This is a genomic window from Nocardia goodfellowii (genome assembly GCF_017875645.1).
Lineage (GTDB): Bacteria > Actinomycetota > Actinomycetes > Mycobacteriales > Mycobacteriaceae > Nocardia > Nocardia goodfellowii.
Genome location: NZ_JAGGMR010000001.1, coordinates 38,918 through 65,306, shown reverse-complemented (window position 1 = coordinate 65,306; position 26,389 = coordinate 38,918). Strand labels below are relative to the sequence as shown.

At 68.0% G+C, this 26,389-nt stretch carries 22 protein-coding genes and 1 tRNA gene; 14 read left to right on the top strand and 9 right to left on the bottom strand.

What is annotated here, in order from left to right; translation table 11 throughout:
- Nucleotides 1–10: 10 nt before the first annotated feature.
- Nucleotides 11–1,468, top strand: a complete 1,458-nt coding sequence (locus BJ987_RS00290; RefSeq protein ID WP_209883549.1) for a dihydrolipoamide acetyltransferase family protein — start codon at nucleotides 11–13, stop codon at nucleotides 1,466–1,468.
- A 145-nt stretch (nucleotides 1,469–1,613) separates the two neighbouring features.
- Complete coding sequence (locus tag BJ987_RS00285; RefSeq protein ID WP_209897652.1) at nucleotides 1,614–2,957, top strand: uracil-xanthine permease family protein; 1,344 nt, start codon at nucleotides 1,614–1,616, stop codon at nucleotides 2,955–2,957.
- Between the two features lie 9 nt (nucleotides 2,958–2,966).
- On the opposite strand, the gene BJ987_RS00280 is transcribed toward BJ987_RS00285, so the two are convergent.
- On the bottom strand, nucleotides 2,967–4,172 hold the full coding sequence (locus BJ987_RS00280; RefSeq protein ID WP_209883547.1) for a benzoate/H(+) symporter BenE family transporter: 1,206 nt from the start codon (nucleotides 4,170–4,172) through the stop codon (nucleotides 2,967–2,969).
- Between the two features lie 245 nt (nucleotides 4,173–4,417).
- Between BJ987_RS00280 and BJ987_RS00275 the strand changes: the two genes are divergently transcribed.
- Nucleotides 4,418–5,239, top strand: a complete 822-nt coding sequence (locus tag BJ987_RS00275; RefSeq protein WP_372446828.1) for a sulfurtransferase — start codon at nucleotides 4,418–4,420, stop codon at nucleotides 5,237–5,239.
- Between the two features lie 238 nt (nucleotides 5,240–5,477).
- On the opposite strand, the gene BJ987_RS00270 is transcribed toward BJ987_RS00275, so the two are convergent.
- Both BJ987_RS00270 and BJ987_RS00265 read right to left on the bottom strand, forming a co-directional pair.
- Nucleotides 5,478–6,179: an HNH endonuclease family protein gene (locus BJ987_RS00270; RefSeq protein WP_307869377.1), complete on the bottom strand. Its 702-nt coding sequence runs from the start codon at nucleotides 6,177–6,179 to the stop codon at nucleotides 5,478–5,480.
- 66 nt (nucleotides 6,180–6,245) lie between these two features.
- Nucleotides 6,246–6,608: a hypothetical protein gene (locus BJ987_RS00265; protein WP_209883543.1), complete on the bottom strand. Its 363-nt coding sequence runs from the start codon at nucleotides 6,606–6,608 to the stop codon at nucleotides 6,246–6,248.
- A 168-nt stretch (nucleotides 6,609–6,776) separates the two neighbouring features.
- Between BJ987_RS00265 and BJ987_RS00260 the strand changes: the two genes are divergently transcribed.
- Together BJ987_RS00260 and BJ987_RS00255 are read left to right on the top strand one after the other, a co-directional pair.
- Nucleotides 6,777–9,560: a DEAD/DEAH box helicase gene (locus BJ987_RS00260; protein WP_209883541.1), complete on the top strand. Its 2,784-nt coding sequence runs from the start codon at nucleotides 6,777–6,779 to the stop codon at nucleotides 9,558–9,560.
- Nucleotides 9,557–10,324, top strand: coding sequence for an SWIM zinc finger family protein (locus tag BJ987_RS00255; protein WP_209883539.1), 768 nt, complete (start codon nucleotides 9,557–9,559; stop codon nucleotides 10,322–10,324). The genes BJ987_RS00260 and BJ987_RS00255 overlap by 4 nt, the downstream gene beginning before the upstream one ends.
- A 280-nt stretch (nucleotides 10,325–10,604) precedes the next feature.
- On the opposite strand, the gene BJ987_RS00250 is transcribed toward BJ987_RS00255, so the two are convergent.
- Nucleotides 10,605–11,099 (bottom strand): LIC_13387 family protein, encoded by a 495-nt coding sequence (locus BJ987_RS00250; RefSeq protein WP_209883537.1) that lies wholly within the window; start codon nucleotides 11,097–11,099, stop codon nucleotides 10,605–10,607.
- A 62-nt stretch (nucleotides 11,100–11,161) separates the two neighbouring features.
- Between BJ987_RS00250 and BJ987_RS00245 the strand changes: the two genes are divergently transcribed.
- The 3 genes from BJ987_RS00245 to BJ987_RS00235 are packed head-to-tail and all read left to right on the top strand — an operon-like array spanning nucleotide 11,162 to nucleotide 12,880.
- Nucleotides 11,162–11,689: a TetR/AcrR family transcriptional regulator gene (locus BJ987_RS00245; protein ID WP_209883535.1), complete on the top strand. Its 528-nt coding sequence runs from the start codon at nucleotides 11,162–11,164 to the stop codon at nucleotides 11,687–11,689.
- The gene (locus BJ987_RS00240; protein ID WP_245365748.1) at nucleotides 11,686–12,471 is read left to right on the top strand and encodes a helical backbone metal receptor; all 786 of its coding nucleotides are present in this window, start codon (nucleotides 11,686–11,688) and stop codon (nucleotides 12,469–12,471) included. Before BJ987_RS00245 ends, BJ987_RS00240 begins: the two co-directional genes overlap by 4 nt.
- A gap of 46 nt (nucleotides 12,472–12,517) precedes the next feature.
- Entirely contained in the window at nucleotides 12,518–12,880 is a 363-nt protein-coding gene (locus BJ987_RS00235; RefSeq protein WP_209883533.1) for a hypothetical protein, read from the top strand.
- Here the strand turns inward: BJ987_RS00235 and BJ987_RS00230 are convergent.
- Nucleotides 12,877–13,947, bottom strand: coding sequence for an amidohydrolase family protein (locus BJ987_RS00230; protein WP_209883531.1), 1,071 nt, complete (start codon nucleotides 13,945–13,947; stop codon nucleotides 12,877–12,879). The two genes, BJ987_RS00235 and BJ987_RS00230, sit on opposite strands and share 4 nt — an antisense overlap.
- 59 nt (nucleotides 13,948–14,006) lie before the next feature.
- Entirely contained in the window at nucleotides 14,007–17,216 is a 3,210-nt protein-coding gene (gene icmF, locus BJ987_RS00225; RefSeq protein ID WP_209883529.1) for a fused isobutyryl-CoA mutase/GTPase IcmF, read from the bottom strand.
- 208 nt (nucleotides 17,217–17,424) lie between these two features.
- On the opposite strand from icmF, the gene BJ987_RS00220 reads away from it, so the two are divergent.
- From BJ987_RS00220 to BJ987_RS00200, 5 genes are read left to right on the top strand one after another with little or no spacing between them, the layout of a single operon-like run.
- Nucleotides 17,425–18,924: a CoA-acylating methylmalonate-semialdehyde dehydrogenase gene (locus BJ987_RS00220; protein WP_209883527.1), complete on the top strand. Its 1,500-nt coding sequence runs from the start codon at nucleotides 17,425–17,427 to the stop codon at nucleotides 18,922–18,924.
- 32 nt (nucleotides 18,925–18,956) lie between these two features.
- Entirely contained in the window at nucleotides 18,957–20,096 is a 1,140-nt protein-coding gene (locus BJ987_RS00215) for an acyl-CoA dehydrogenase family protein (protein ID WP_209883525.1), read from the top strand.
- Nucleotides 20,093–21,139, top strand: a complete 1,047-nt coding sequence (locus tag BJ987_RS00210; protein WP_209883523.1) for an enoyl-CoA hydratase/isomerase family protein — start codon at nucleotides 20,093–20,095, stop codon at nucleotides 21,137–21,139. The genes BJ987_RS00215 and BJ987_RS00210 overlap by 4 nt, the downstream gene beginning before the upstream one ends.
- Nucleotides 21,136–22,032, top strand: coding sequence for a 3-hydroxyisobutyrate dehydrogenase (gene mmsB, locus BJ987_RS00205; protein ID WP_209883521.1), 897 nt, complete (start codon nucleotides 21,136–21,138; stop codon nucleotides 22,030–22,032). The genes BJ987_RS00210 and mmsB overlap by 4 nt, the downstream gene beginning before the upstream one ends.
- Nucleotides 22,032–22,859 carry an enoyl-CoA hydratase gene (locus tag BJ987_RS00200; RefSeq protein WP_209883519.1) on the top strand — a complete coding sequence of 276 codons (828 nt, stop codon included), beginning with the start codon at nucleotides 22,032–22,034 and terminating at the stop codon, nucleotides 22,857–22,859. The genes mmsB and BJ987_RS00200 overlap by 1 nt, the downstream gene beginning before the upstream one ends.
- Before the next feature lie 65 nt (nucleotides 22,860–22,924).
- On the opposite strand, the gene BJ987_RS00195 is transcribed toward BJ987_RS00200, so the two are convergent.
- Together BJ987_RS00195 and BJ987_RS00190 are read right to left on the bottom strand one after the other, a co-directional pair.
- Nucleotides 22,925–23,971: an Hsp70 family protein gene (locus BJ987_RS00195; protein WP_209883517.1), complete on the bottom strand. Its 1,047-nt coding sequence runs from the start codon at nucleotides 23,969–23,971 to the stop codon at nucleotides 22,925–22,927.
- A 128-nt stretch (nucleotides 23,972–24,099) separates the two neighbouring features.
- Nucleotides 24,100–24,648 (bottom strand): MarR family winged helix-turn-helix transcriptional regulator, encoded by a 549-nt coding sequence (locus tag BJ987_RS00190; protein WP_209883515.1) that lies wholly within the window; start codon nucleotides 24,646–24,648, stop codon nucleotides 24,100–24,102.
- 92 nt (nucleotides 24,649–24,740) lie between these two features.
- Between BJ987_RS00190 and BJ987_RS00185 the strand changes: the two genes are divergently transcribed.
- Nucleotides 24,741–24,812 (top strand) — tRNA-Cys (locus tag BJ987_RS00185).
- On the opposite strand, the gene BJ987_RS00180 is transcribed toward BJ987_RS00185, so the two are convergent.
- A complete protein-coding gene (locus BJ987_RS00180) occupies nucleotides 24,813–26,234 on the bottom strand; it encodes a metallophosphoesterase family protein (RefSeq protein WP_209883513.1) in 1,422 nt (473 codons plus the stop codon). It lies immediately after the preceding tRNA gene.
- Between the last annotated feature and the right edge of the window lie 155 nt (nucleotides 26,235–26,389).

Below are 26,389 nucleotides of genomic sequence, written 5' to 3'. Positions count from 1 at the left end.
GGTGTCACCCGTGCCCGAAGACCACGTCCTGGAATTCCGGCTACCGGACCTCGGCGAGGGCCTCACCGACGCCGAATTGCAGTCCTGGGCGGTAGCGGTCGGCGACACCGTGCAGCTGAATCAGACCATCGCCGAGGTGGAGACCGCCAAGGCGGTGGTGGCGCTGCCGTCCCCGTTCGCGGGCGTGGTCGTCGAGCTGCTGGCCGAGCCGGGAGACACCGTCGAGGTCGGCGCCCCGCTCATTCGCGTGCGCGGGGATCAGGAGGCTCCCGCCGAGGGCGGCGCGAGTGGGCGCACCTCGGTACTGGTCGGATACGGGCCCGAGGCGGAAGCGGTTTCGCGCAGGCGCAAGCGCGCTCCGGCCGAAGATTCCGTGGAAGTCACTGCGTCCGAGTCTGTTTCGGCACCCGATGCCCAGACTGCGGACGAGCAGCCGATTTACGGGAAATGGTCCGCCGATTCCGAAGTCTCGGATCAGGCCGCGCCGGGACCTGCTGTCCCCGAACGCGATTCCGGGCGCACCAACTCGCTGAGCGCACGTGCCGCCGCCACGCCCGCCGCTCGCAAGCTGGCCAGGGAACTCGGAATCGATCTGTGGTACGTCGCCGGATCCGGTCCGGACGGCGCGGTCACCGTCGAGGACGTGCGCAGCGCCGTCCCGGTCACGCAACCGCGAAAACCACCCGGGCACAACGGGTCCGGCGACGCGACGGCCGCCGACGCGCGTACGGGCGGACGACAGCACGGCGGCCTCATCCGCCCGCCGGATCGCGAGGAGCGCACGCCGGTCAGCGGTGTCCGCAAGCGCATCGCCGCCGCCATGGTGGCCAGTGCCCGCACCATCCCGCAGGCCAGCACGTTCGTCACCATCGACTGCACCGCGTCGATGGAATTGCTCGATCATCTGCGCACCACCAAGGCGTTCACCGGCCTTACCCTGACGCCGCTGACGCTGGTGGCCAAGGCCGTCCTGGTGGCGATCACCGACTTCCCCGCGATCAACGCCGCCTGGGACGAGGCGAACCAGCAGATCATCACCAAGCATTACGTGAACCTGGGCATCGCCGTCGCCACCGACCGCGGCCTGCTGGTACCCAACCTCAAGGACGCCGATTCGGCGAGTCTGCGCGACCTCGCGAAAGAACTCGCCTGGCTCGCCGATACCGCCCGCTCGGGCAACGCCACCCCCGTCGACCTGCGCGGCGGAACCTTCACCATCAGCAATGTCGGCGTCTTCGGCGTGGACGCCGGCGTCCCGCTGGTCAATCCGGGCGAGGCGGCCATTCTCTGCCTCGGCGCGATCGCCAAGCGACCCTGGGTATTCCGCGACGAACTGGCTGTGCGGTGGGTCACCACCCTCGGGCTCAGCTTCGATCACCGCATGGTCGACGGCGAACTGGGCGCTCGCTTCCTCGCGACTGTCGCGAGTCTGCTGGAAGATCCGCTCACCCTGCTCAGCCGCAGCTGATGGACTACCCGCACACCCGTCGAGGGTGTGCGGGTAGTCCACCCAGTGTGTGGGACCTGTCCGCACTCCATCGGCGATGTCACGTGCGGGAAACACAGAGCGTGCGCTGCGCGTAATGCGCGGCCGATAACTCTTGTACATGGCAGTGACAGCACATCCCGTGGATACCCGGTTGCCGTTCGGGCGGCAGCTGGCGTTCGGTATCCAGCACGTTTTGATCATGTACACCGGTTGCATCACGGTGCCGCTGGTGTTCGGCGCGGCCGCGGGACTGGATTCGGCGACCGTCGCGCTGCTGATCAGCGCCGATCTGCTGGTCGCCGGAATCATCACCGTCATCCAGAGTGTGGGGGTGGGCATGCTCGCGGGCGCGCGGCTGCCGATCATCTGCGGGGCGACCTTCGTCGGACTGAATCCGATGATCTTGATCGCCGCGGAGTACGGGCTGGACGCGGTCTACGGCTCGATGCTGGTCGGCGGTGTCGTCGGTGTGGCGCTGGCCTATCCGTTCGCGAAGGTGGTGCGCTTCTTTCCGCCGCTGGTCACCGGGACCGTGCTGACCGTGGTCGGTGTCTCGCTGATCGGCGTGGCCGGTGGGCTCATCATCGGCACCGACCCGAAGTCGCCGACCTTCGCCTCGCCTTCGCATATCGGATTGGCGGCGGTGGTGGTGCTGATCGCGGTGGGATTCATCTGTGTCGGTCGCGGTGTCTGGTCGCAGCTCGGGGTGTTGATCGCGCTGGTCGCCGGCATCGTCATCGCCATCCCGATGGGGCTGGTAACCGCCGACGGCATCGGCGGGACCGCGTGGCTGGGTTTACCGCAGCCGTTCCATTTCGGATCGCCGGAATTCCCCGTGACCGCCGTGGTGGCGATGAGCATCGTGATGGCCGTGGTGTTCGCGGAATCCACCGCCAGCATGCTCGCCCTCAGCGAGATCACCGGAAAACCCATCACCAAGGGCGATTTGGCGCGCGGCCTGGTCGGGGACGGCTTGTCCGGCGTGCTCGGCGGCATCTTCACCGCGTTCATCGACACGATCTTCAACCAGAATGTCGGCTCGGTCGCCGCCACCCGCGTCTTCAGCCGCTATGTCACCGCCGTCAGCGGTGTGATCCTGATCGTACTGGGCGTGGTGCCGCGGATCGGCGCGCTCGTCGCGGCGGTGCCGAAGCCGGTGGTGGGCGGCGTCGGCCTGGTGCTGTTCGCCACTGTCACCGTCGTCGGCGTCCAAACGCTGCTGCGGGCGGACCTTTCCGATCGCATCAACGCCACGATCGTGGCCGCGGCGGTCGGCGTCGGTTTGCTGCCGGAGATGGCGGGGGACATGTTCGCCAAGTTCCCCTCCTCCGCCCAAATCCTGCTGACCAGCGGGGTGACGCTCGGCGCGGGAACAGCTTTCGTGCTGAACCTGCTGTTCAACCACACCGCTCTCGGTACCTTCGCCCGTGGCAAGACCTCGCCCGCCGCGGTGGAACTCGCGGGATAGCCGCTGCCGTCACCGAGGTTTCAGCACCTGACGGACGATCAGGCCCGCGAGCAGGGCCCAGAACGCGGCGCCGATATTGAGGAATCCGACGCCCGAGGCCGCGATCAGGAAGGTGACGATGCCCGCCTCGCGGTGCTGCTCGGAGCGAAGCGCACCGGCGAGCGCGGTCGCCAGGGTAGCCAGCAGCGCAAGGCCCGCCACCGTTTCCAAGGTGCCCTTGGGTGCGGCGGCGACTACGGCGACCAGCGCCGCCGAACCCAGTGCGAGCAGCAGGTAGCAGCCGCCTGCGGTGCAGGCCGCGATCCAGCGCCGTTTCGGATCGGGATGCGCCGCGGGCGCGGCGGACAGGGCGGCGCTGATGGCGGCGAGGTTGATGGCGTGCCCACCCGCCGGCGCGCCGAGCACGGTGCCGATTCCGGTGACCGTCATGGCCGCCCGCCACGGCACCTGGTAATCGAACGACTTCATCACCGCGGTCCCCGGAATGTTCTGCGACGCCATGGTGACGATGTACAACGGAATCGCCACGCCCACCATCGCCTGCCAATTCCACTGTGGCACAGTGAATTCCACCGTCGGCACCAGAGCCGCCAGCTCCAGCCCGCGATCGCCGGCCGCGATGCTGATCCCCGCGCCGACCGCCGCGGTGACGAACGCCGCCAGCACCGCCCACCGTTTCGCGTAGCGCTGCAACACCAGCCAGACCAGGATCACCGGCACCACCACCGCCGGACTGGTCCGCACCGACTGCACCGGCGCGAGGCACATCGGCAACAGCACCCCGGCCAGCATCGCCTGCGCGATTTCCATCGGAATCGAGGCCACCAGATCCCCGAGCCGCTGCCACCACCCGGTGACCACGATCAGGACCCCCGCCAGCGCGAACGCCCCCACGGCCGCGGCCCAACCGCCCGCCACCGCACCGGTACTCGCGAGCAGTGCCGCCCCCGGCGTCGACCAGGCCAATGTGATCGGCATCCGATATCGATAACTCAGCAGCACCATCCCGGCCGCCTGCGTCACACAGAGCGCGAGCAACCCCGACGCCGCCTGCGCCGAGCTGGCCCCGACCGCCGTCAACCCGGCAAGCACCACCGCGAACGAGCTGGTGAAGCCCACTAACGCGGTAACCACCCCGGCCCCGATCGGCTGCCCGATCCCCACTGCGACGTCGGGCTGGACAACCGTTTCTGGCGGAGCGGAAACCTTGGACATTGACCGAGTCTCGCCTCCGTCCCGACCTCGTGTCCCCGTCCAGTCCTGGGAAACTGGCCTGAAATCATCAGTCCAGCTCGGTCGGGAGGTGGTGATCGACTCCGGCGCTTGGTCTTCGGGTGCTGTCTCTCCGGCACTCGACGTGGCGTGCCGGTTCCGCCGTGCCGGCCCGAGGCCCCCACCGGAGCCGTAGCATCGGGGCATAAGCAGTGGGGGTTCCGAGGACTTCGACACGAGGAGCTGGGTTGGGCGCCGTACTGATTTCGCCGGAAGATCTTCGAAAAGCATTGGCCGACAACCAAGTCCGGTTACTGGATGTGCGTTGGGCGCTGGGCGATCCGGACGGCCCGCAGCACTATCTGGACGGTCACATTCCCGGCGCGATCTTCGTCGATCTGGAAACCGAACTGGCCGCCCCGGCGTCGCCCGCGCGGGGACGGCACCCGCTGCCCGAGATCGAGCGACTGGAGAAGTGCGCGCGCAGCTGGGGTATCCGCGAGGGTGACGCGGTGGTCGTCTATGACGCTACCGGCGGGATGGCGGCGGCCCGCGCCTGGTGGCTGCTGCGCTGGGCGGGCGTCGCCGACGTGCGCATCCTCGACGGCGGACTGCCCGCCTGGGAGAAGGCGGGCGGCGAGCTCACCGAGGGCACCGAGCCGGATCCGCGAACCGGCGACGTCCACTTGAGTCCGGGCCACCTGCCCGTCGTCGATGCCGACGCGGTGGCGAACTGGGATGGCCTGCTTCTCGACGCGCGGGCCGGAGAGCGCTACCGCGGCGAGACCGAGCCGATCGACCCGCGCGCGGGCCACGTCCCCGGTGCGATCAGCGCCCCGACCGCCGAAAACCTCGATGCCGAAGGACGTTTCCGCCCCGCCGACGAGCTGCGCGAGCGTTTCACCAGCCTGGGCGCGGGCGCGGTCGCCGTGTACTGCGGTTCCGGCGTCACCGCGGCCCATCAGATCGCCGCGCTCGCCACCGCGGGCATCGACGCGGCCCTGTACCCGGGCTCGTGGTCCCAGTGGTCCAACGACCCCAAGCGCCCGGTCGCGGTCGGCGCGGAGTAGCGGTGGTTCAACGACGAGCGCCTGGGTCGCGGTCGGTGTGGAGTAGTGGCGGTCCAACAACCTCGAGCGCCTAGGTCGCGGTCGGTGTGGAGCAGTGGGGTCCAACAACCTCGAGCGCCCGGTCGCGGTCGGTGTGGAGTAGCGGGGACAACGACCCCAAGCGCCCGGTCGCGGTCGGTGCGGAGTAGCGGGGCAACGACGTCGAGCGCCTGGTCGCGATCGAGACGAGTCGCCCGAATCATGGGCAGGTGCGGGCGATTCCCGCCAGCGCCGCATTGTCGGCGGCGGTGACCGGCAAGTCGTACCGCACCGCCACCGTCAAATACTTGCCCGCGTAGAAGCAGTGATTGGCCCGGGCAGGCGGCAGCCACTCCGACGGGGTGCTGTCGCCCTTGGCCTGGTTGACGCCCGCGGCGGTAGCCAGGAGATTGACCTCGACATCGTTGGCGAACGCCACGCGCCGCTCGGCCGGCCACATCGACGCGCCCATGTCCCAGGCGGCGGCCAGTGCATACACATGGTCGATTTGGATTTCGCGCGCGTTGTCCTTACTGAAGCCGATGCTCTGCCCGGTGTACGGATCCTCGAGGGCGCCGGACACGACCACGCAATCGCGCGTGCCCGGCCGGTAGCTGACCTGCGTGAGCTGTTTGGCCAGCACGTTGTTGCGGGTGTCGCAGCCGTCGTGCCCGCCGGGGCCGTCGTGGTCGTCGGTCCACGACTCCCCGAAAACGCAGGCCTGTCCGGATTTACAGCCCCGCTCGTATCCGCCGGGGTGCGGCCGTTCCGCGATCACCCGCACCGAGGCGAGCAGTTGTTCGACATGCATGCGGGTGGGACTGCCGGGCGCGGGCGCGACGGGGGCGCCGTCGAGTTCGGCGCAGCCCACCGCGGCGAGCACGAACGCCGCCACCAGCCACCGTCGAATGCCTGTGCGCACGGACCAAGTTGTACTCGTCTGCACTGACATTCCGGGACGCCCAGCGTGCGTTGCCGATCGACCCGGCTACAGCCAGGCGCGGGTCAGCAGTTCGTCTTCGGCCAACTCGACCGCGCGCGGCGGGAACCGGGTGGCCTCGATGGTGTGGTGCCGCGAGCCGTCGTGCCCGATCACCCATGAGCCGCCGCGCTCCTGGCATTCGGCGATCTTCGCGAAGGTGGTGAGCAGGAAGGTGATGGCGTCGCCCGCCGCCGGTGTGCGCGCCAGACGCTGGGATTCACCGGGGCGGGACAGATCCAGCCAGACGCCGGCCTGCCCGTCCAGGCGCATGCCGACAATCTTCCCGGCGTCGACGAAGGTGAATTTGCGCCGCTCCCATGGAGTTGTCGGCGTGAAGCTCTGCTCGAGAACTTGGAGCAGAATCGTCATGCTGCTGCCCTGCCTTTCTGAGGCTGGGTGGTTACCGCGATGTTGCGGTTCTGATGCTATGACCAGCGGATATTCAATTATGTGCTGTGCGGGCGCAGAAAGCCAGGGTCCGCGGAATTCGCCGGACGCGCCCTGGCAGCTGTCGGTGCCACCTGATTGGATGGGCGGATGCTGCACGGGCTGTGGTCACCGGGTTCCGGGTTGCTGCTGTGGACCGACGCGGTGGCGCCCGGAGATTTGCCGGACCCACTGGGCAGTGTGCTGCGTTCGTCGAAGTGGCGCCACCGGGCCGAGGTTCTCCTCGACGGCGAGCGAACGAAGGTGCAGGCCCACGCGCTGGCCCCGTCCGCCGCGGTCTCCGTCCTGCGCCAGCGACTGCCCGCCGCCGAGGTTGCCGGGGATCTGCGCTTTCTCGCGCACGTCGCCGCCGGGATCGAACGATGGGCGCGGGCCGGGCGGGTGGTGCCGGAACTGCGCCGGGAAGACGGCCAGTGGTGGGTCCGCTGGCGGCTGATCGGCGGCGCACGGCAGCGGGCCTGGCTGGCGGAACTGGCGGTGGCGATGCCCGCCGCGCTCCGGGTCGCGGGCCGCCCGGCGGCCTTGCTCGACAACCTCGTCGGCGAACTCACCGACCCGATCGTCAGCGAACTCATCGACGCACCCGCACCCACCCATCCGTTACTGGCCGCCCTGGTCGGGGACACGGATCTGGAGATCGGCAGCCATCAGCTCGCGGAGTTGCTGGAGCGGTGGCGGGCCAGTCTCACCGTCGACGAGCCCGAACTGGTGCTGCGCCTGCTGGAACCGGACGGCGACGGCGACGAGGAGCTCACGCTCTGGCGGCTCGAGGTCTGTTTGCGCACCGAGGGCGAGGCCCCGGTTCCCGTTCCGCTGCACGGTGATCCGAGTCTGGTGCACACCGCCGCCGAGAAGCTCGGCGAGGCGCGCCGGGCGTATCCGCGGCTCCGGGATCTGCCCACCGACAGCCACACCATGGATCTGCTGTTGCCCACCGCGGTGGTGGCCGATCTGGTCGAACACGGTGCGCACGCGCTGCGGGCGGCAGGCATCAAGTTGCTGTTGCCGCGCGCCTGGAACATCACCGAACCCTCCATGCGCTTGGATGTCTCGAGTGCCGTGCCCGCCGCCGAAAGCACCGTCGGCATGCGTGGGCTGGTCTCCTACCGCTGGGAATTGGCGCTCGGCGACACCGTCCTCACCAAAGCCGAGATGGAGCGCCTGGTGCGCTCGAAATCCGATCTGGTGCAGTTGCGCGGCGAATGGGTGCAGGCCGACCACAAAGTGCTTGCCGCCGCGGCCCGCTACGTCGCCGCCCATACCGACAACACCCCGATCACGCTGGCCGACATGTTCGGCGAGCTGGCGAGCGGACGCGTGGCCCAGGTTCCGGTCACCGAGGTCAACGCGACCGGCTGGGCCGCGGAAATCCTGGATCGGCGGCATGATCCGGAGCCGGTCGCCGCGCCGATCGGTCTGCGGGCCCAGCTTCGCCCCTATCAGGAGCGCGGTCTGGCCTGGCTGGCCACCATGAACCGCATGGGTTGCGGGGCGGTGCTCGCCGACGACATGGGTTTGGGCAAGACGATCCAGGTCCTCGCCCTGCTGCTGCACGAGCGCGAAGCCGCCGAGGATCAGCCCACGAATCCGACGCTGCTGGTGTGCCCGATGTCCGTCGTCGGCAACTGGCAGCGCGAGGCGGAGAAGTTCGCCCCCGGCCTGCGGGTGCTGGTGCACCACGGCGCGGGCCGGCGCACCGGCGCGGAGCTGGATGCCGCTGTGGCCGAGGCGGATCTGGTGATCACCACCTACGCGCTGCTGGCTCGCGACGTCGAGCAATTCCGCGGTCAGCCCTGGGAACGCGTCGTGCTCGACGAAGCCCAGCACATCAAGAACGCGAACACCCGGCAGGCCCGCGCGGCTCGCGCCCTGCCCGCCCGGCATCGCCTGGCGCTCACCGGAACCCCGGTGGAGAACCGCCTCGAGGAATTGCGCTCCATCCTCGATTTCGCGCAGCCCAAATTGCTGGGCACGGCGCAGACCTTCCGCGCCCGCTTCGCCGTTCCGATCGAACGCGAACGGGATCAGAACGCCATCTCCCGCCTGCGCTTCCTGACCCAGCCGTTCGTGCTGCGCCGGGTGAAGACCGATCCCGCCGTCATCTCGGATCTGCCGGAGAAGCTGGAAATCACGGTGCGCGCCAATCTCACCGTGGAGCAGGCCGCGCTCTATCAGGCGGTGGTCGAGGACATGCTGGAGAAGATCAAGGGCGCGAAAGGCATGGCGCGCAAGGGCGCGGTGCTCGGCGCGCTGACCAGGCTCAAGCAGGTCTGCAACCATCCCGCGCATTTCCTGGGCGACGGCTCCGGCGTGCTGCTGCGCGGCAACCACCGCTCCGGCAAACTCGCCCTGGTCGAGGACGTGCTGGAATCGGTGCTGGCGGATGGCGAGAAGGCATTGCTGTTCACCCAGTTTCGCGAGTTCGGCGAGATCATCGCCCCCTACCTCGTCGAGCGGTTCGGCACCGAGATCCCGTTCCTGCACGGCGGCGTGCCGAAGAAGCGGCGCGACAGCATGGTCGAGCGTTTCCAGTCCGCCGACGGGCCGCCGCTGATGTTGCTCTCGCTCAAGGCCGGTGGCACCGGCCTCAACCTCACCGCCGCCAATCATGTTGTGCACCTGGATCGCTGGTGGAATCCCGCGGTCGAGAACCAGGCCACCGACCGGGCTTTCCGGATCGGCCAGCAGCGCAATGTGCAGGTACGCAAGCTGGTGTGCGTCGACACCATCGAGGAGCGGATCGACGAGATGATCAACGGCAAAAAGCATCTCGCCGAGCTGGCGGTCGGTACGGGCGAGAACTGGATCACCGAGATGAGCACCGAGGAACTGCGCGAGCTGTTCACCCTCGGCGCGGAGGCGGTCGGCGAATGAGCCCGGTGGACGATTTCAGCAAGTACGGCAAGCGGCTGCCGGTCCGGGGCGGCGTCGAAGCCCGTAGTCGCCGTGGCGGTTTCGGCCGCACCTGGTGGGGCAAGGCCCTGATCGAGGCCGTGGAGGCGATGGCCGAACCGGGGCGGCTGGCCCGGGGCCGCACCTATGCCCGCTCCGGACAGGTGGTGAGCTACCGAATCCAGCCGGGTGCCGTGACAGCGGAAGTGCAAGGCAGCCAACCGCGTCCGTTCACCGCGGTGTTCACCGTCCGCCCCCTGCGGGACGAGGAACTGGAGATCCTGATCGAGACCATCCGCACCGCGCCGGGCATGCTCGCCGACATCGCCGGGGGCGCCCTGCCCACCGGCTTGGGTCCGCTGCTGCTCCCGACCACCGCCGCCGACCTGAATTTCGAATGCACCTGCCCGGACCCGGGCTGGCCCTGCAAACACGTCGCCGCGGTCTGCTACCTGCTCGCCGAACGTCTCGACGAGCGCCCCCGGGAAATTCTCACCTTGCGCGGCTTGGATCTCGATACCTTGATCGCGGGCATCGAACGTGACCCGCAACCGGTCGAGAGCACCGATCCCTACGGCGACAACGCGGTGCTACCGGACCTGCCGAAGCTCGAATTCCGTTCCGCCCTGGACGATCTGGACCCCACCCTGTTGCGCCGCGTCTTGCGCATGAGTAGTGAGGACGAACCCGCCGCCGCGGCGGGCCTGCGCGAACTGCGCGGCTTCTATGAGCTCTTGAATCGCTGAGTCCTGCCGAATCGCCGACCGGCCATCCCCGGGACGCCAGGCCCGGCGCATCCGAGGTCTGCGGATCCCGATGCGGGCAGTTGGACCTGGCGTCCGTGGGATGGCGGAGGCACTCACCGGGGCAAGTGATTGCTCGCCAGGCACCCGGCGCCGGGGCCGACTACGCTTCCCGGGCTTTGTCTGGCTGGATCCCTACCCGGTGCGATGCGGGCCGGGACTTTCCCGACGCCGGGTGCCATGTCTCAGTGTGCTCCGCCTACCCGGCCGCGGAACTGCCCGATTACTGTCCATTCGCTGCCCTTGCGCCGTCCTTGGCGCTGGGCCCCGCGACCAATACGGCGGCGAAACATGCTGTGGCCAGGGCAGATGCCACGATCGGCGGTTCCGGGAAGTACAGGCACGCGATCCAGCAGGTGCCCGCCGCGGCGGCGGTGCACACTAGATTGAACAGTGACCAGCGCTCAAGCAACTGCGGGGCACGCCGCGCCGCGGCGACGGCCAGCGCGCCGAAAAGCATGGCGCACAGGCCCATTCCGACGCTGTAGCCGGTGTTGAGACCGAAGACGGTGACCTGCCGTCCGCCTTCGAACAGCGGCGCGGCGGTGTTCCGGGACAGTTCGTTGACGACCTCTTCACCGGCGGGGTCCGGACCGTTGAACGCGTGCACCACCAGCAGATGCGCCAAGCCGATCGCGCCGAGCAGGCCCGCGCCCACGGTGTGTACGGGTCCGGCCCAGGCGATGGTGCGGTGGGGAGTGGATGTCATCGCGGTCATCGCGACCTCCAGAAGATCAGGTTCTCAGAACAGAACAAAAGTTATGTTATAGGCTGGACAGCGTGGCGGGCAAGACTTCATGGCTGACATCCGGACTCGCGATTCTCGGGACCGCGGGCGCGCACGGCCTCACCATCGACAAGCTGGTCGCGTCGGCCGGGCTGAGTACCGGGTCGTTCTACCACCACTTCTCGAGCATGTCGGGCTACAAGCAGGCTCTGCTGGCGTACTTCGAGGAGCTGCATACGCTGCGCTATATCCGGGAGGTGCAGGCCGCCACCGAACTCGACGCGCACGCCCGGCTGCGACTGCTGATCGAGCTGGTGCTCGCCGACGAGGAACCCGCGCGCCTCGAAGTCGCGATCCGCGCCTGGGCCTTGGACGATCCGTTGGCGGCCGCGGCCAAGGAGCGGGTCGACGCCGCCCGCCTGGGGTTCCTGCGCGAGCTGCTGCTGGAGTGCGGTTATCCCGAGGCCGACGCCGAACAGACCGCGCAGATCCTCTACTTGCTCGTGCTCGGTGCGGGCAACATCATGCCGGAACTGCCGCCCGAGCGACTTCGGGTGCTCTGCGCGCGGATTCTGGCATGAGCTCCCGGCAGGCCAGGTGGGCGCCGGACGATCTGGGCGGTGCGGTCCCGCTCACCGAGCCGGTGCGCCGGGTGGTGTCCCTGGTGCCCTCGCTCACCGAGTCGGTGGCGCTGACCTGTCCGGACGTCCTGGTGGGCGCGACCGAATGGTGCACGCACCCCGCCGGTCTCGCGGTCGAGCGGGTCCGCGGCACGAAGAACCCGAATGTCCGCCGCGTCATCGAACTGGCTCCCGACCTGGTGCTGTGCAATCAGGAGGAGAACCGCCGCATCGATGTGGACCGTTTGCGCGAGGCCGGAATTCCGGTGTGGGTCACCAAGATCGAGTCCGTGAACGAGGCGCTCGCGTCGCTCGCCCGGCTGTGCACCGTCGCCCTGGGCGTCGATATCCCCGCCTGGCTCAGCGAATCCGAGCAGGTCTGGGCCGCCCCGGCCGCCGCCCCGGTCCGCAGGGCCGTGATCCCGATCTGGCGCAACCCGTGGATGGTCGTCGGCCGCGACACCTTCACCGCGGACCTGGCCCGCCGCCTCGGCCTGGAACTGGTGCATGCGAACCGCCCCGACCGGTATCCCCGCCTCGCCGAGCACGAACTCACCCGCGGCATCGACCTCGCCGTGCTCCCCGACGAACCGTACGTCTTCACCGAAACCGACGGTCCGGACGCCTTTCCCGATATCCCGGTGGCGCTGGTCGAGGGCCGCGCCCTCACCTGGTACGGCCCGTCGCTGGCCACGGCTCGCGCCACCCTCAGCGCGCAACTCGCCGCCGCCACGGTCCGCTGACCTGCAATTCGTTCCGCGCGCACCGATCCGCGCGCACACTGGAGCCATGCTCCGGCACCGTCCCGGACGTCTCGCCACCCTGTGGCATCGGGTGTTCGAGTACGCCGCGCCCTGGCTCGCGATCCTGCTGTCCGGCACGTTCCTGGCGGTGCTTTCCGCCTTCCTACTCGTGCCCGGCCCGAGCATCGGCGCGCGCCTGCTCGCCTTGCTCTGCGCCGGCCATCAAATCCTGCTCTGGGGTGTCTATTTCAGCGTCGTGGAGCTGGCCGACAACCAATCCACCTGGGGCACCGAGGTAGTCCCGCACAAACGTTTGTGCACCGAGATCGTCCTGGCCACGCTTTTCTGGGCCAACCTGGTCCTGATCAGCGGTGTGCTGTGGCTGCTGGTGACTCCGCTGGTGGCTTAGAGCGCCAGCCGGTACACCCGCTGCGCGGTTCCGCGGAAGACCTGCTCGAGCTCGGCCTGTCCACCGCCGTTCCCGGTCACCGCCTCGGCGATGGCCCGCACACCGTTGGCGATGCTGGTGATTGCCCTGTCCAGCGGAAAATTCGAGCCCCACAGCATCCGCTCGGTACCGAAGACCTGGAGCGCGTGTTCCACCAGCGGCCCGATCCGGTCGAGCAGTTCCTCGACCGAGGTCGAGGTGCCGCGCGGCGGCACGGGATGACCGAGGATCGGCATCATCGCGCCACTGCACTTGGCGACGACGTTGGCATTGCCGGCCAGCTCGGCGAAATCGTCGCGCCAGCGGAGGAACAGCTCCCGGCGCATACTCGGATTGCTGCCGGTGTGTTTGCCGACCGGACCGAAAATGCCGGCGGGCGTGCCGAAATGGTCGATGATGATCGTCACCTCGGGGTACCGCTTGGCCAGCGCCGTGACATCGGGAAGCGCGTGCGAGTAGACCCAGGCGTCGAAGGAGAGCCCCCGCTCGGCCAGATGCCCGAAGCCGTCCAGGAAAGCCGGTGCGGTGAGGGCTTTTTCGACCTTGCAGAAGGACCGGACGCCCGGATCGGGATGGTGACCGACCATGGTGCGGACACCCCGGAACAGGGGCGAGGCCGCCTGGTGCGCGTCGAGCAACTCGGAGAATCGATCGGCCGCGGGGTCGGCGCTACCGATGATCCCGCACAGCGGTAGTCCGTCCGGCGTGGGCAGATTCGCGAGCCACTTCGTCTCGTCGGCCTTGGCCAGCGGTCCCTTTCCGGCCCACTCGACTTCCATGTGCATGAAGTGGTCGATCGATACGTCGGCCACGTCGGCCCGATAGTCCGGCGGCAGGTATTTGCTCAGATACACGGTCGGGTCACCGGTGAACTCGAGGTCCCGCTTCGGGGCGAGCTTCTTCGCGACATCCACCGGAATCGGCAGGTAGCGGGAAAGTTTGGCGGTGCCCCCGAATTTTCGGGGTGTGGTGAACGGGTCCCACAGATGCACATGCGTGTCGATGATCCGAATTTCCGCGAGATCCATATCTTTTCATCCCTACCGCACCGAAAGCCCTTGACTTCGGCGATTGTCACACAGTGGCCTCAGACATTGCGCCGGTATTGGCCGCCGACGCGGAAGAACGTGTCCGTGATCTGCTGCAGTGTGCAGACGCGCGCGGCGTCCATCAGGACCTCGAAAATGTTGTCCTCGGTACGGGCCACGGATTCCAGCCGGGCCAGCGCCCGATGGGCGGGATCGCGATGCCGGTTCTGGAAATCGCGGACCCGTTGCAGCTGGGACTGCTTTTCCGCTTCGGTGCCGCGCGCCAGTTCGATGACGTGCTGCGGTTCGCCGTGCGGATTGCGGAAGGTGTTGACTCCCACGATCGGCAGCGACCCGTCGTGCTTGCGCTGTTCGTACCGCATGGACTCGTCCTGGATCTTGCCGCGCTGATAGCCGGTCTCCATGGCGCCCAGCACGCCACCGCGTTCGCTGATCCGTTCGAATTCGAGCAGCACGGCTTCCTCGACCAGGTCGGTGAGCTCCTCGATGAGAAAGCTGCCCTGCAAAGGGTTCTCGTTCATGGCGATGCCCCACTCGCGATTGATGATCAGCTGGATCGCGAGCGCGCGGCGCACCGATTCCTCGGTGGGTGTGGTGACCGCTTCGTCGTAGGCGTTGGTGTGCAGGCTGTTGCAGTTGTCGTAGATGGCGATGAGCGCCTGCAGGGTGGTGCGGATGTCGTTGAAGTTCATCTCCTGCGCGTGCAGCGACCGGCCGGAGGTCTGGATGTGATACTTCAGCTTCTGCGAACGATCATTGGCGCCGTAGCGATCTCGCATGGCGATGGCCCAGATGCGCCGGGCCACGCGGCCGATCACCGAGTACTCCGGATCCATGCCGTTGGAGAAGAAGAACGACAGGTTCGGCGCGAAGTCGTCGATGTGCATGCCGCGCGCCAGATACGCCTCGACGTAGGTGAATCCGTTGGCGAGGGTGAAGGCCAGCTGACTGATGGGGTTCGCCCCGGCCTCGGCGATGTGATAGCCGGAGATCGAAACCGAGTAGAAGTTGCGAACGCTGTTGCGCACGAACCACTCCTGGATGTCGGCCATCATCCGGAGGCTGAACTCGGTGGAGAAGATGCAGGTGTTCTGGCCCTGGTCCTCCTTCAAAATGTCGGCCTGCACGGTGCCGCGCACGGTGGCCAGGGTGCGCGCCCGGATCTCGGCCGCCTCCGTCGCCGTGGGTTCCCGCCCCGCCGCGGCGGTGAACCGGTCCAGCGCTTGGTCGATCGCGGTGTTGAGGAAGTAGGCCAGGATCGTCGGGGCGGGACCGTTGATCGTCATCGAAACCGAGGTCGACGGCGCGGTCAGGTCGAATCCGTCGTAGAGCGCCTTCATGTCCTCGAGCGAGGCGATCGACACCCCGGACGTACCGACCTTGCCGTAGATATCGGGTCGTTCGGCCGGGTCGTGGCCGTAGAGCGTCACCGAATCGAACGCGGTGGACAGCCTTTTCGCATCGGAATGCGCGCTGAGCACCTTGAAGCGGCGGTTGGTCCGGAACGGATCTCCTTCGCCCGCGAACATGCGCGCGGGGTCCTCGCCATCTCGCTTGAACGGGAAGACTCCCGCGGTGAACGGGAATCGGCCCGGGAGATGCTCCGAACGCAGGAACCGCAGCAGGTCACCATGATCGGTGAACCGGGGGAGCGCGACCCGGGGAATACTGTTACCGGAGAGCGTTTCGCGCCGCAGCGAGGTCCGAATCTCCTTGTCCCGCACCTGGATGACCTGCTCGTCACCGCGATAGGACTCGGCCAAGGCGGGCCACTGCGCGATCAATTCGGCATCTGCGGCACCGAGCTCGGTGCGCGCCTTGTCCAGCAGGTCGGCCAGCTCCGTGTTCCCCGGCAGCTCCGAAGCCACCAATTCCAAACGCTGAACCCGTTGTGCGGCAAGCACACCACGTGCCGTCTCGGCGTGATAGTCGCGTACCGCCTCCGCGATCTCGGCCAGATAGCGCACCCGTGCGGGCGGAATGATCTGCGCGAATCGGGTGGACGCGCGGGTGTTCACCCGGGGCAGCACTCCCGGCTCCAACGGCAGACCGTGCTCGGCCAGCAACCCGGCCAGATGCTGATAGAGCGCCGTCACCCCATCGTCGTTGAAAGTCGCCGCGCTGGTGCCGAAAACCGGCATGTCCTCGGGCTTCGCGCTGAAGTCCTCGCGATTGCGCACCAACTGCCGCGAGACATCGCGCAGCGCGTCGGCCGCCCCGCGACGCTCGAACTTGTTGATCGCCACCGCGTCCGCGTAATCCAGCATGTCGATCTTCTCCAGCTGGGAGGCCGCGCCGAACTCGGGCGTCATCACATACAGCGACACATCGACGTGCTCGGTGACCGCCGCGTCGCCCTGGCCCATCCCGGGCGTCTCCAGGACGACCAGGTCGTAACCCGCTGCCTTGCAGGCGTTCACGATGCCGTCGATGTTCTCCGGCAACTCGCGTCCACCCCGGGTGGCCAGCGATCGGAAGAAGATGTGGTCGCCGTCGAGCGCGTTCATCCGGATCCGGTCGCCGAGCAGCGCGCCGCCACCGCGTCGTCGCGTCGGATCCACCGCCAGAATGGCCACGCGTACCTTGTCCTGCTGATCCGAACGCAGTCGGCGCACCAATTCGTCGGTGAGCGAGGACTTTCCGGAGCCGCCGGTGCCGGTGATGCCGAGGACCGGCACGGTGCGCGCGGCCGCCGCGTCGTCGAGTGCCTGACGATCCGGGGCGGGCAACGTGTCCTGCTGCAGGCAGGTGATCGCCCGTGCCAGCGCGGGGCGTTCCCCGGCGAGCACGCCGTCCAGCGCCGGGGGCTGCTGGGCCAGATCCTGATCGCAATCCCGGATCAGCTGATTGATCATCCCCGGCAGCCCGAGTCGCTGCCCGTCCTCGGGGGAGAAGATGGTGACTCCGGCCGCGGCGAGCCGCGTGATCTCCTCGGCGACGATCACCCCGCCGCCGCCACCGTAGATCCGCACGTGCCCGGCGCCGGCCGTGCGCAACGCCTCCGCCAGGTACTCGAAGTACTCGACATGCCCACCCTGATACGAGCTGACCGCGACGCCCTGGACGTCCTCGGTGAGCACCGCGTCCACGACCTCACTGACCGCCCGGTTGTGCCCCAGATGCACCACCTCCGCGCCCTGGGCCTGGAGAATGCGCCGCATGATGTTGATGGCCGCGTCGTGTCCGTCGAACAGGGCCGCCGAGGTGACGAACCGGACGGGGTGCTGGGGTTGGTACAGGTCGGCCACGAATGCCTCCGGGGGTGCGTTGCGTCCGATACTAGGACGTCCAACTAATCCTACGGTGGTGTGCGTCACTCCGCCAGCGGACGCGCATCGGTAGGCCTCGCGTGTGATCGGTCACACTCTGGCTATTTACTTGGATGTCCAACTATAGGATGGCCGCAGATCAGTCGTACCGGGCTGAACAGCGTCTATCACACGAGACAGGACTGGCATGGTTCGCGAACTCACGCACTTCATCGGTGGGCGGCACGTCCCCGGCACCTCCGGCAACTTCGGCGACGTGTTCGATCCGAATATCGGCCAGGTGCAAGCCCGGGTGCCGCTCGCGAGCAAAGCCGAGGTCGAGGCGGCGATCGCGAACGCCGAAGTGGCGCAGCGGGAATGGGCCGCGTTCAACCCGCAGAAGCGGGCCCGCGTGCTGATGAAGTTCCTGACCCTGGTGCAGGACGAGATGGATTCGCTGGCCGCGCTGCTCTCCTCCGAGCACGGCAAGACCATCGCCGACGCCAAGGGCGATATCCAGCGCGGCCTCGAGGTGATCGAATTCGCCTGCGGTATCCCGCATCTGCTCAAGGGCGAGTACACCGAATCGGCCGGTACCGGCATCGACGTGTACTCCATGCGGCAGCCGCTCGGTGTGGTCGCGGGCATCACCCCGTTCAACTTCCCGGCCATGATCCCGCTGTGGAAGGCCGGGCCCGCGCTGGCCACCGGCAACGCCTTCATCCTCAAGCCGTCCGAGCGCGATCCCTCGGTGCCGCTGCGCCTGGCCGAACTGTTCCTGAAAGCCGGTCTGCCGGCCGGTGTGTTCAACGTGATCAACGGCGACAAGGAAGCCGTCGACACGCTGCTGCACGACCCGCGCATCAAGGCGGTCGGTTTCGTCGGCTCGACGCCGATCGCGCAGTACATCTACGAGACCGCCTCGGCCAACGGCAAGCGCGCCCAGTGCTTCGGCGGCGCCAAGAACCACGCCATCGTGATGCCGGACGCCGATCTCGACGATGTCGCCGACCAGCTCATCGGCGCGGGCTACGGCTCCGCGGGGGAGCGCTGCATGGCGATCTCGGTGGCCGTCCCGGTCGGCGCGGAGACCGCGGATCGCCTGCGCGAGAAGCTGATCGAGCGCGTGCACAAGCTCAATGTCGGCCGCTCCGACGACCCCGGCGCCGACTTCGGCCCGCTGGTCGGCCGCGACGGTGTGGACCGCGTCAACTCCTATGTCCAGCTCGGCATCGATGAGGGGGCCGAGCTGGTCATCGACGGTCGCGGGTTGACGGTCGAAGGCGGCGAGGACGGCTACTTCGCCGGCGCCACGCTTTTCGACAATGTCACGGCCGAGATGCGGATCTACAAGGAGGAAATCTTCGGCCCGGTGCTCTCGATCGTGCGCGCCAAGGACTACGAAGAGGGTCTGCGGCTCGCCAATGAGCACGAGTACGGCAACGGCGTCGCCATTTTCACCCGCGACGGCGACACCGCCCGGGATTTCGCGACCCGCGTCCAGGTGGGCATGGTCGGCATCAACGTGCCCATCCCGGTGCCGATCGCCTACCACACCTTCGGCGGCTGGAAGCGGTCCGGCTTCGGCGATCTGAACCAGCACGGCCCGGATTCCATCCGCTTCTACACCAAGACCAAGACCGTCACCCAGCGCTGGCCGTCCGGGATGAAGGAGTCCAACGCGTTCGTCATTCCGACGATGGACTGATCCGGACGAACGAAGCGACAGGAGAACCCGCAGTGTTCGATCTGGACGACGACGAGAAGGCGATCCGCGACACCGCGCGCGGCTTCGCCGACGAGTTCCTGGCGCCGAACGCGCTGGAATGGGATGAGCAGAAACACTTTCCGGTAGACGTGCTGCGCAAGGCCGGTCCGCTCGGGCTCGGCGGCATCTACGTCGGCGAGGACGTCGGCGGTTCCGGCCTGCGCCGGCTCGACGCCGTGCGGATCTTCGAGCAGCTGGCCACCGGCTGCCCGGCCATCGCCGCCTACATCTCCATTCACAACATGGCGGCGTGGATGATCGACAGCTATGGCGATGAGCGGCAACGTAACCGGTGGTTGCCGTCGTTGACCTCGATGGAACAGCTGGCCAGCTACGCGCTGACCGAACCGGGCGTCGGTTCGGACGCGGCTGCGCTGAGCGCCAAGGCGGTGCGCGACGGGGACGACTACATCCTCAACGGCGTCAAGCAATTCATCTCCGGCGCCGGGGCCAACGACGTCTACGTGCTGATGGTGCGCACGGGCGAACAAGGGGCGCGCGGTATTTCGGCGTTCATCGTGCCCGCGGACACGCCCGGTCTGTCGGTCGGCCCGAACGAGCGAAAGATGGGCTGGAACGCGCAGCCCACCCGTCAGGTGATTCTGCAGGACGCCCGGGTGCCCGCCGCCAATCGGCTCGGTGCCGAGGGCGACGGCTTCCGGATCGCCATGAACGGCCTCAACGGCGGCCGGCTCAATATCGCGGCCTGCTCGGTCGGTGGCGCGCAGGCGGCCCTCGACAAGACCGTGCCGTACCTGGCTCAGCGCACGGCCTTCGGGCAGGCGCTGCTGAAGAACCAGGCCTTGCAGTTCCAGCTCGCCGACATGCGCACCGAACTGGAAGCGGCTCGAACGCTACTGTGGCGGGCCGCGGCCGCGCTCGACGCCGACGCGCCGGACAAGGTCGAACTGTGCGCGATGGCGAAGCGGTTCGCGACCGATGCCGGTTTCGAGGTGGCGAACAAGGCGCTGCAACTGCACGGCGGCTACGGCTACCTGGCCGAGTACGGGCTGGAGAAGATCGTCCGGGATCTGCGGGTGCATCAGATCCTCGAGGGCACCAACGAAATCATGCGGGTGGTTGTCGCCCGCTCAGTGGTAGGAGCGGCATGACAGAGGTTCTTATCGACAAGCGCGACGGGCTCGGCCTGATCACGCTGAACCGGCCCAAGGCCATCAACGCGCTCAATCACGCGATGGCACTGGAGATTCTGGCCGCGCTGCGGGCCTGGGCGACCGATGACGCGGTCCGCACGGTCGTCGTCACCGGCGCGGGCGAGCGCGGCCTGTGCGCGGGTGGCGATATCGTCGCCATCCATCGAGACGCCGCATCCGGCGCCGCGGGCGCGGATTCGCCGACCGGCGTGTTCTGGCGCGACGAGTACATCCTCAACGCACTGATCGGCAGCTACCCCAAGCCGTACGTGGTGGTCATGGACGGCATCGTGATGGGCGGCGGCGTCGGGCTGTCCGGGCACGGCAGCCACCGCATCGTCACCGAACGCTCCAAGATCGGCATGCCGGAGGTCGGGATCGGCTTCATCCCGGATGTCGGTGGCACCTATCTGCTGTCGCGCACCCCGGGCGAGATCGGCACGCACGTCGCGCTGACCACCGCGCGGATGACCGCGGGCGACGCCATCGCCGCCGGCTTCGCGGACTACTACGTGGCCTCGGAAAACATTCCGGCTCTGCTGGATACGTTGCGTGGCGAAACCGCGGAGATCGCGATCGCCAAATTCGCCACGGCCGCACCGGAATCCGTGCTCGCGGCGCAGCAGGGCTGGATCGACGCCTGCTACAGCGCCGGCACCGTCGAGGAGATCGTCGCCCGGTTGCGTGCCCACGACGCGCCGGAGGCGAATCAGGCGGCGGTCGACATCCTCTCGAAATCGCCGGTGGCCCTGAAGGTGACGCTGCGTTCACTGCGTACCGCGCGTGAGTTGCCGAGCTTGGAGGCGGTGCTGAACGAGGAATACCGCGTCTCCATCGCCTCGCTGTCCTCGCACGATCTGGTCGAGGGCATCCGCGCCCAGGTGATCGACAAGGACCGCAATCCGCAATGGTCGCCCGCGACACTGGCCGAGGTGACCGACGAGCGGGTCGACGCGTACTTCGCCGGATTGGGTGACAAGGAACTGGGGTTGGGCAAATGAGCAAGGAGAAAATCGGATTCCTGGGCCTGGGGCACATGGGCGGCCCGATGGCCGCCAACCTGGTCGAGGCGGGCTACGACGTGCTCGCCTTCGATCCGGTGCCCGCCGCCCAGGAGCAGGCGCGCAAAGACGGTGCCACGGTGGTGGATTCGGCCGTGGCCGCCGCCACGGACCGGGACATCGTGATCACGATGCTGCCCAACGGCAAGCTCGTCCTCGACGTCTACGCGGAACTGCTGCCCGCCGCCGAGCCCGGCACGCTGTTCATCGATTGCTCCACCATCGATGTCGCCGACGCCAAAGAAGCCGCGGAACGTGCTGTCGCAGCGGGACATCGGGTCCTGGACGCGCCGGTCTCCGGTGGCGTCGCGGGCGCCGCCGCCGGCACGCTGACCTTCATGGTCGGCGGCACGGCCGAGGCCTTCGCCGCCGGCCTCGACGTGCTGGCGGTGATGGGCGGCAAGGTGGTGCACTGTGGCGACTCCGGCGTCGGTCAGGCCGCCAAGATCTGCAACAACATGCTGCTCGGCATCTCCATGGTCGCTCTGTCGGAGGCCATCGTGCTCGGCGAGAAACTGGGCCTGACGCACGAGAAATTCTTCGACGTGGTCTCCACGGCCTCCGGCCAGTCCTGGGCGTTGACCAGCTACTGTCCGGTGCCCGGCCCCGTTCCGGCGAGCCCGGCCAACAACGACTACCAACCGGGCTTCGCCACTGCCCTGATGACCAAGGACCTGGGCCTGGCCGCGAACGCACTGCGCGCCAACGGCGTCGACGGCCGCATCGGTCAGCTTGCCGCCGAGATCTACAACCGGTTCAACCAGACGGAATCGGGCAAGGACTTCTCCGCTATCGTGACCGACATCCGCAAGCGATCCGAGGGAGAACAATGATGGCTGCATCGCGTAGCGATTCAGTGGAGGGTGGCGGCCGGGCGACGGGCGGGCCCGACTTCGAGACCATTCTGCTGGAGCGTAAGGGCCGCGTCGCCCTGATCACGCTCAACCGGCCGAAGGCCCTCAACGCGCTGAACTCGCAGGTGCGCGCCGATATCTCGGCCGCCCTCGACGAGCTCGAACCGGACAGCGAGATCGGCGCCGTCGTCCTCACCGGCTCGGATCGGGCCTTCGCGGCGGGCGCGGACATCAAGGAGATGCAGAGCAAGTCCTATATGGACATGTTCCTCGCCGACCACTTCGCCGGCTGGGACCGGCTGACCGCTTTCCGCAAGCCCATCATCGCCGCGGTCGCAGGTTACGCCCTCGGCGGCGGCTGCGAGCTGGCCATGATGTGCGACATCCTGCTCGCCGCCGACACCGCCAAGTTCGGTCAGCCCGAGATCAAGCTCGGCGTCATCCCCGGCATGGGCGGGTCGCAGCGGCTCACCCGCGCGGTCGGTAAGGCCAAGGCCATGGACCTGATCCTGACCGGCCGGAATATGGACGCCGAGGAAGCCGAGCGCGCGGGCCTGGTCTCGCGCGTCGTCCCGGCCGCCGACCTGATCACGACCGCCCTCGAAGTGGCCGAGACCATCGCCGCCATGTCGCTGCCCTCGGTCATGATCGCCAAGGAAGCCGTGAACCGCTCCTTCGAGACCACCCTCGGCGAGGGCTTGCGTTTCGAACGCCGGGTCTTCCATTCGCTGTTCGCCACCGAGGATCAGAAGGAAGGCATGACCGCCTTCGTCGAGAAGCGTCCGGCGGAATTCGACCACCGCTGAGTTCACCGAACCACCAGCGCGGCATCGTCATTCGCCGAATGGCGGTGCCGCGGTGCGTTGCGCGGCTAGCGGAAGGAATCCGCCGGTGGGATGCCCACGATTTCGGCGGGAGTGGGTGAGGTGCCGTCGTGGCCGGAGGCCGCATCCTGATCCATGACCAGCACGCCCGCGATGGTGGCGCCGAGCGCGGCCGTGACCGCGAGCGCGGCAATGAGTTTGCGGCGATCGACGGTGCCGGGGGTGAGGTCGCCGAGGGTCGCGCGGGCGCCGCGCAGTTCCGCGGCGGGGCGACCGGTGGCCAGCAGCACCGCGCCGCGAGCGGAAACCGCTTCGGGTTCCGGGTCGTAGATCAACGGCAGGTCGATTGATTCGGCGAGCGTTTCCTGAATGCTGGGGCTGCGCACGCACCCACCCAGCAACACGATCGCGTCCGGTGGCGTCTCGGTCTGCTCGATCGTCTGGTGCACGAACGACACCGAATGGTGGATCCCGGCGGCGCACAGCTCGGCGATATCGCTGCGCGTGAGCACCGCGCGGCCGCCGGAATTGTCGTCCATCGCGGTCACCACGCGGTCGACGCTGAGCGCCTCGCGGTGGCGACGGCAGGTGACCTTGTCGGTGAGGACGCCGTCGCGCGCCAGCTGCCAGCGCAGCAATGCGTCGAAGCCGTCACCGCCGAGAACCGTGCTGCGCTTGCTGGACAGGATGGAGTCGGTGCGGCAGTCCACGTGGGTGATGGTGAGACCGGAACTGCCGAGGTCGTAGAGCAGCACGGTGCCGTCCTCGGGCAGCTGGCCGGTGAAACGCAGATACCGCAGCTGGGCAAGGGGTTCGGAGACGACGGTGAGGGGAAGGTGGCCGGCACCCGCCCGGATGGCGTCGGCGTGCAGCGGACAGCGGCAGGTCACCGCGGTTCCGGTGATCAGTTCGTCGCGCCGGTCGGCGGATCGGCGCATTTGCCGGATCGCTTCGAAGGCGGCTTCCTCGACGCCGCCACCGGCCCGGCGGGGCACCCGGCAGCGGTCGATGGGCGGAAGATGTGGCTGATCGGAATGCGTCAATACCGCGCGGGCGCCACCAGCGCCTGCCGATACCCCCAAGACCAGCACCATGCGCTCCATGGTGGACCTTTTCCGCGCCGCTGCCAAGATGTGCGGCCGCGGAATTCGCTACTTGGATGCCGGAACGTTATGGACACGCCCGGACAGCCGAATACCCGACTGTCCAGTTCGGTTGCGGGTCAACGATCTTGGGCGGTCCAGCGGGCCGGCTCGGCCCCGGTGTCGAAATCGCCGGCGGCGTGCCGGAACTCCGCGAGCAGTTGCAGCAGGGTATGCAGGCGGTCCGGGGGCAGACCGGGCTGCGCGAAGACCTTGGCATTGAGTTCCTCGGTCGCCTCGGCGACGAGTTCGCGCCCCGCATCGGTGATTTCGATGAGGGTGGCGCGCCGATCGCTGGGGTGCGGAACACGTCGCACGAGCTGCGCCGCCTCCAGGCGATCCACGGTGTTCGTGACGCTGGTGGGATGCACCTGTAGCCGGGCGCTGGCCTTGGCCATCGGCAACGCGCCGGTCTTGCTGAAGCTCAGCAGGGCGAGCAGTTCGTAGCGGGAGAACGTCAGGCCGGTCGGTTTGAGTGCTTCGTCGACCCGGGCCATCACGATTTGCTGCGCGCGTACCAGGGAGGTCACCGCGGCCATGCCGTCGGCCACCGCACCCCAGCCGTGGCCGACCCATTGGCGGTGGGCCTCCTCGATTGGGTCGAGCGGAAGCGGGCGTGGCCGGGACATGGCTCCGATCATTCCATGCCGATCCGGGATTCGAATCACGCTGAGCTCAACGATGGGCCGCCGCGTCGTGAAACGGCAAAGTGATAGGCGAGGCGGGCGTGGCTGAGAGGTTTAGGCAGCGGTCTGCAAAGCCGTTTACGTGGGTTCGATTCCCGCCGCTCGCTCTATGCGGTAATTCGGGCAACGCCCGAGAAATCGCGCAGTACAACGTGATTGCGGTCCGCGCAGGTACCGAGGGTATAGAAGGGCTGCAATCCGAGGAATTCACCCCTGGTGACGCCGCTCCACCGGCGTGCCGCCGCGGTACGGGTCTTGTAGAAATTGACCATATAACCGCCCTCGTAGAGGCGCAGCAGACTGTAACCGCCCGGATATTCCTTCACCGCGGCCACTTCCAGGAACTCCACGGCGCAGTCGGTGTCCGGGCGGGTCCGGCGATTGCGGTGGGTGTGGCCGCTGTGCTGCAAGAAGACGCCGGGGCTGCGGGCATAGAGCGCTTGCAGTTCGGCGCTGTCGGCTTGATCGAGGATGAATCCCGGGCCCGCGATATTGCTGTATCCGGATTCCCGGGTCACCGGGTGGTGGCCGAACACCAGCGTCGGCTGATCGGGTTCGGTGCGCAGCAATTCGGCGAGCCGCTCGAATTGCGGGCGTTCGATCCGGCCGCCCGAGGCGTCCAGCTGGCTGGTATCCAACCCGATCACGCGCAGGCCGCCGATCTCATCGGCGATCAACTGTTGCCGGCCGTTGAATTGCGGTCCCCAGCAATCGAAATGGTCGCCGAGCGCGGAGCAGGATCGATAGTCGTCACCGATATGCGGGCGATCGTGATTACCCCGCACCGCGAGATAGTCACGACCTTGCCTACCCCAGCCGTCGAGCGCGCGGCGTACCCCGTTCACCTCCGCGGGAGTCGCCTCCGCGGTCAGGTCGCCCGCGAGCAGCAGGCGCTGCGCCCCGCGATCGGGCGCGCGCAGATCATCCAGCAGCGCGCTCAGCATCACCTCCGGATAGGGCGGCAGATCCGGCGCTTGACGGAAGCCCGGCGGGAACTGCCCGACCACCACACCACTCACCGTTTCGCCGTAGTGCACGTCGTTGGCCAGGGCCAACGTCCGGACCAGACGCCCGGGTGGCGGCACCAGAGTGGTGAACTCGCCGGTGGCCTCGGGAGTGCCGGGGATCACGGTCGCCGGATTGAGGCCCGGCGTGGCGCGGACGCCGTCGGACCACACCTCGAAGCGATAGGTCCGACCCGGCTCGAGTCCGTGGATCTCCGCGTAATGGAACGGGGTCCGCTCGGCGTCGGCATGCACCAGCACCGGCGCTCGCGGCGAATCCGCCGGACCGATCCGGACCTCGCCCCCTGCCTCGGCCGGCAGCAACCCGACCGGGTGCGGCGTGCCCGTCGTCCAGGTCAGCACCACCGACGTGTCGGTCACCGTGACCACTTCCAAATCGGTCGCCACCAGCGGATTCCACTGTGCCCGTGCGGGGCTCGTTCCGCCCGCGCCGGTCGCCGAGAGCAGCGCGGTCAGCCCGACGGCACCCAGGAAGGTCCGGCGCGACGGCCCGCAGCAGGTCATGCGGGAAGGGTACCGGCCGACGGCAGGTGACTCGAAGCGAACGGTGTGCCAGAGTATCGCGGTGCGACAGCGGCGAGGCGAGAGTGGGTCGAAGCGACCCGTCTCAGGGGAAACCCCTGGGTCAGGCAGATCAGTTGGGCACAGCGTCCGAAACC

Bases quoted from the DNA above. Each gene is read 5' to 3' on its own strand.
- BJ987_RS00280 (WP_209883547.1), bottom strand. From the start codon at position 4,172: ATGTCCAAGGTTTCCGCTCCGCCAGAAACGGTTGTCCAGCCCGACGTC.
- BJ987_RS00265 (WP_209883543.1), bottom strand. From the start codon at position 6,608: ATGACGATTCTGCTCCAAGTTCTCGAGCAGAGCTTCACGCCGACAACT.
- BJ987_RS00260 (WP_209883541.1), top strand. From the start codon at position 6,777: ATGCTGCACGGGCTGTGGTCACCGGGTTCCGGGTTGCTGCTGTGGACC.
- BJ987_RS00255 (WP_209883539.1), top strand. From the start codon at position 9,557: ATGAGCCCGGTGGACGATTTCAGCAAGTACGGCAAGCGGCTGCCGGTC.
- BJ987_RS00250 (WP_209883537.1), bottom strand. From the start codon at position 11,099: ATGACCGCGATGACATCCACTCCCCACCGCACCATCGCCTGGGCCGGA.
- BJ987_RS00240 (WP_245365748.1), top strand. From the start codon at position 11,686: ATGAGCTCCCGGCAGGCCAGGTGGGCGCCGGACGATCTGGGCGGTGCG.
- BJ987_RS00235 (WP_209883533.1), top strand. From the start codon at position 12,518: ATGCTCCGGCACCGTCCCGGACGTCTCGCCACCCTGTGGCATCGGGTG.
- BJ987_RS00230 (WP_209883531.1), bottom strand. From the start codon at position 13,947: ATGGATCTCGCGGAAATTCGGATCATCGACACGCATGTGCATCTGTGG.
- BJ987_RS00220 (WP_209883527.1), top strand. From the start codon at position 17,425: ATGGTTCGCGAACTCACGCACTTCATCGGTGGGCGGCACGTCCCCGGC.
- BJ987_RS00210 (WP_209883523.1), top strand. From the start codon at position 20,093: ATGACAGAGGTTCTTATCGACAAGCGCGACGGGCTCGGCCTGATCACG.
- mmsB (WP_209883521.1), top strand. From the start codon at position 21,136: ATGAGCAAGGAGAAAATCGGATTCCTGGGCCTGGGGCACATGGGCGGC.
- BJ987_RS00200 (WP_209883519.1), top strand. From the start codon at position 22,032: ATGGCTGCATCGCGTAGCGATTCAGTGGAGGGTGGCGGCCGGGCGACG.
- BJ987_RS00195 (WP_209883517.1), bottom strand. From the start codon at position 23,971: ATGGTGCTGGTCTTGGGGGTATCGGCAGGCGCTGGTGGCGCCCGCGCG.
- BJ987_RS00190 (WP_209883515.1), bottom strand. From the start codon at position 24,648: ATGTCCCGGCCACGCCCGCTTCCGCTCGACCCAATCGAGGAGGCCCAC.
- BJ987_RS00180 (WP_209883513.1), bottom strand. From the start codon at position 26,234: ATGACCTGCTGCGGGCCGTCGCGCCGGACCTTCCTGGGTGCCGTCGGG.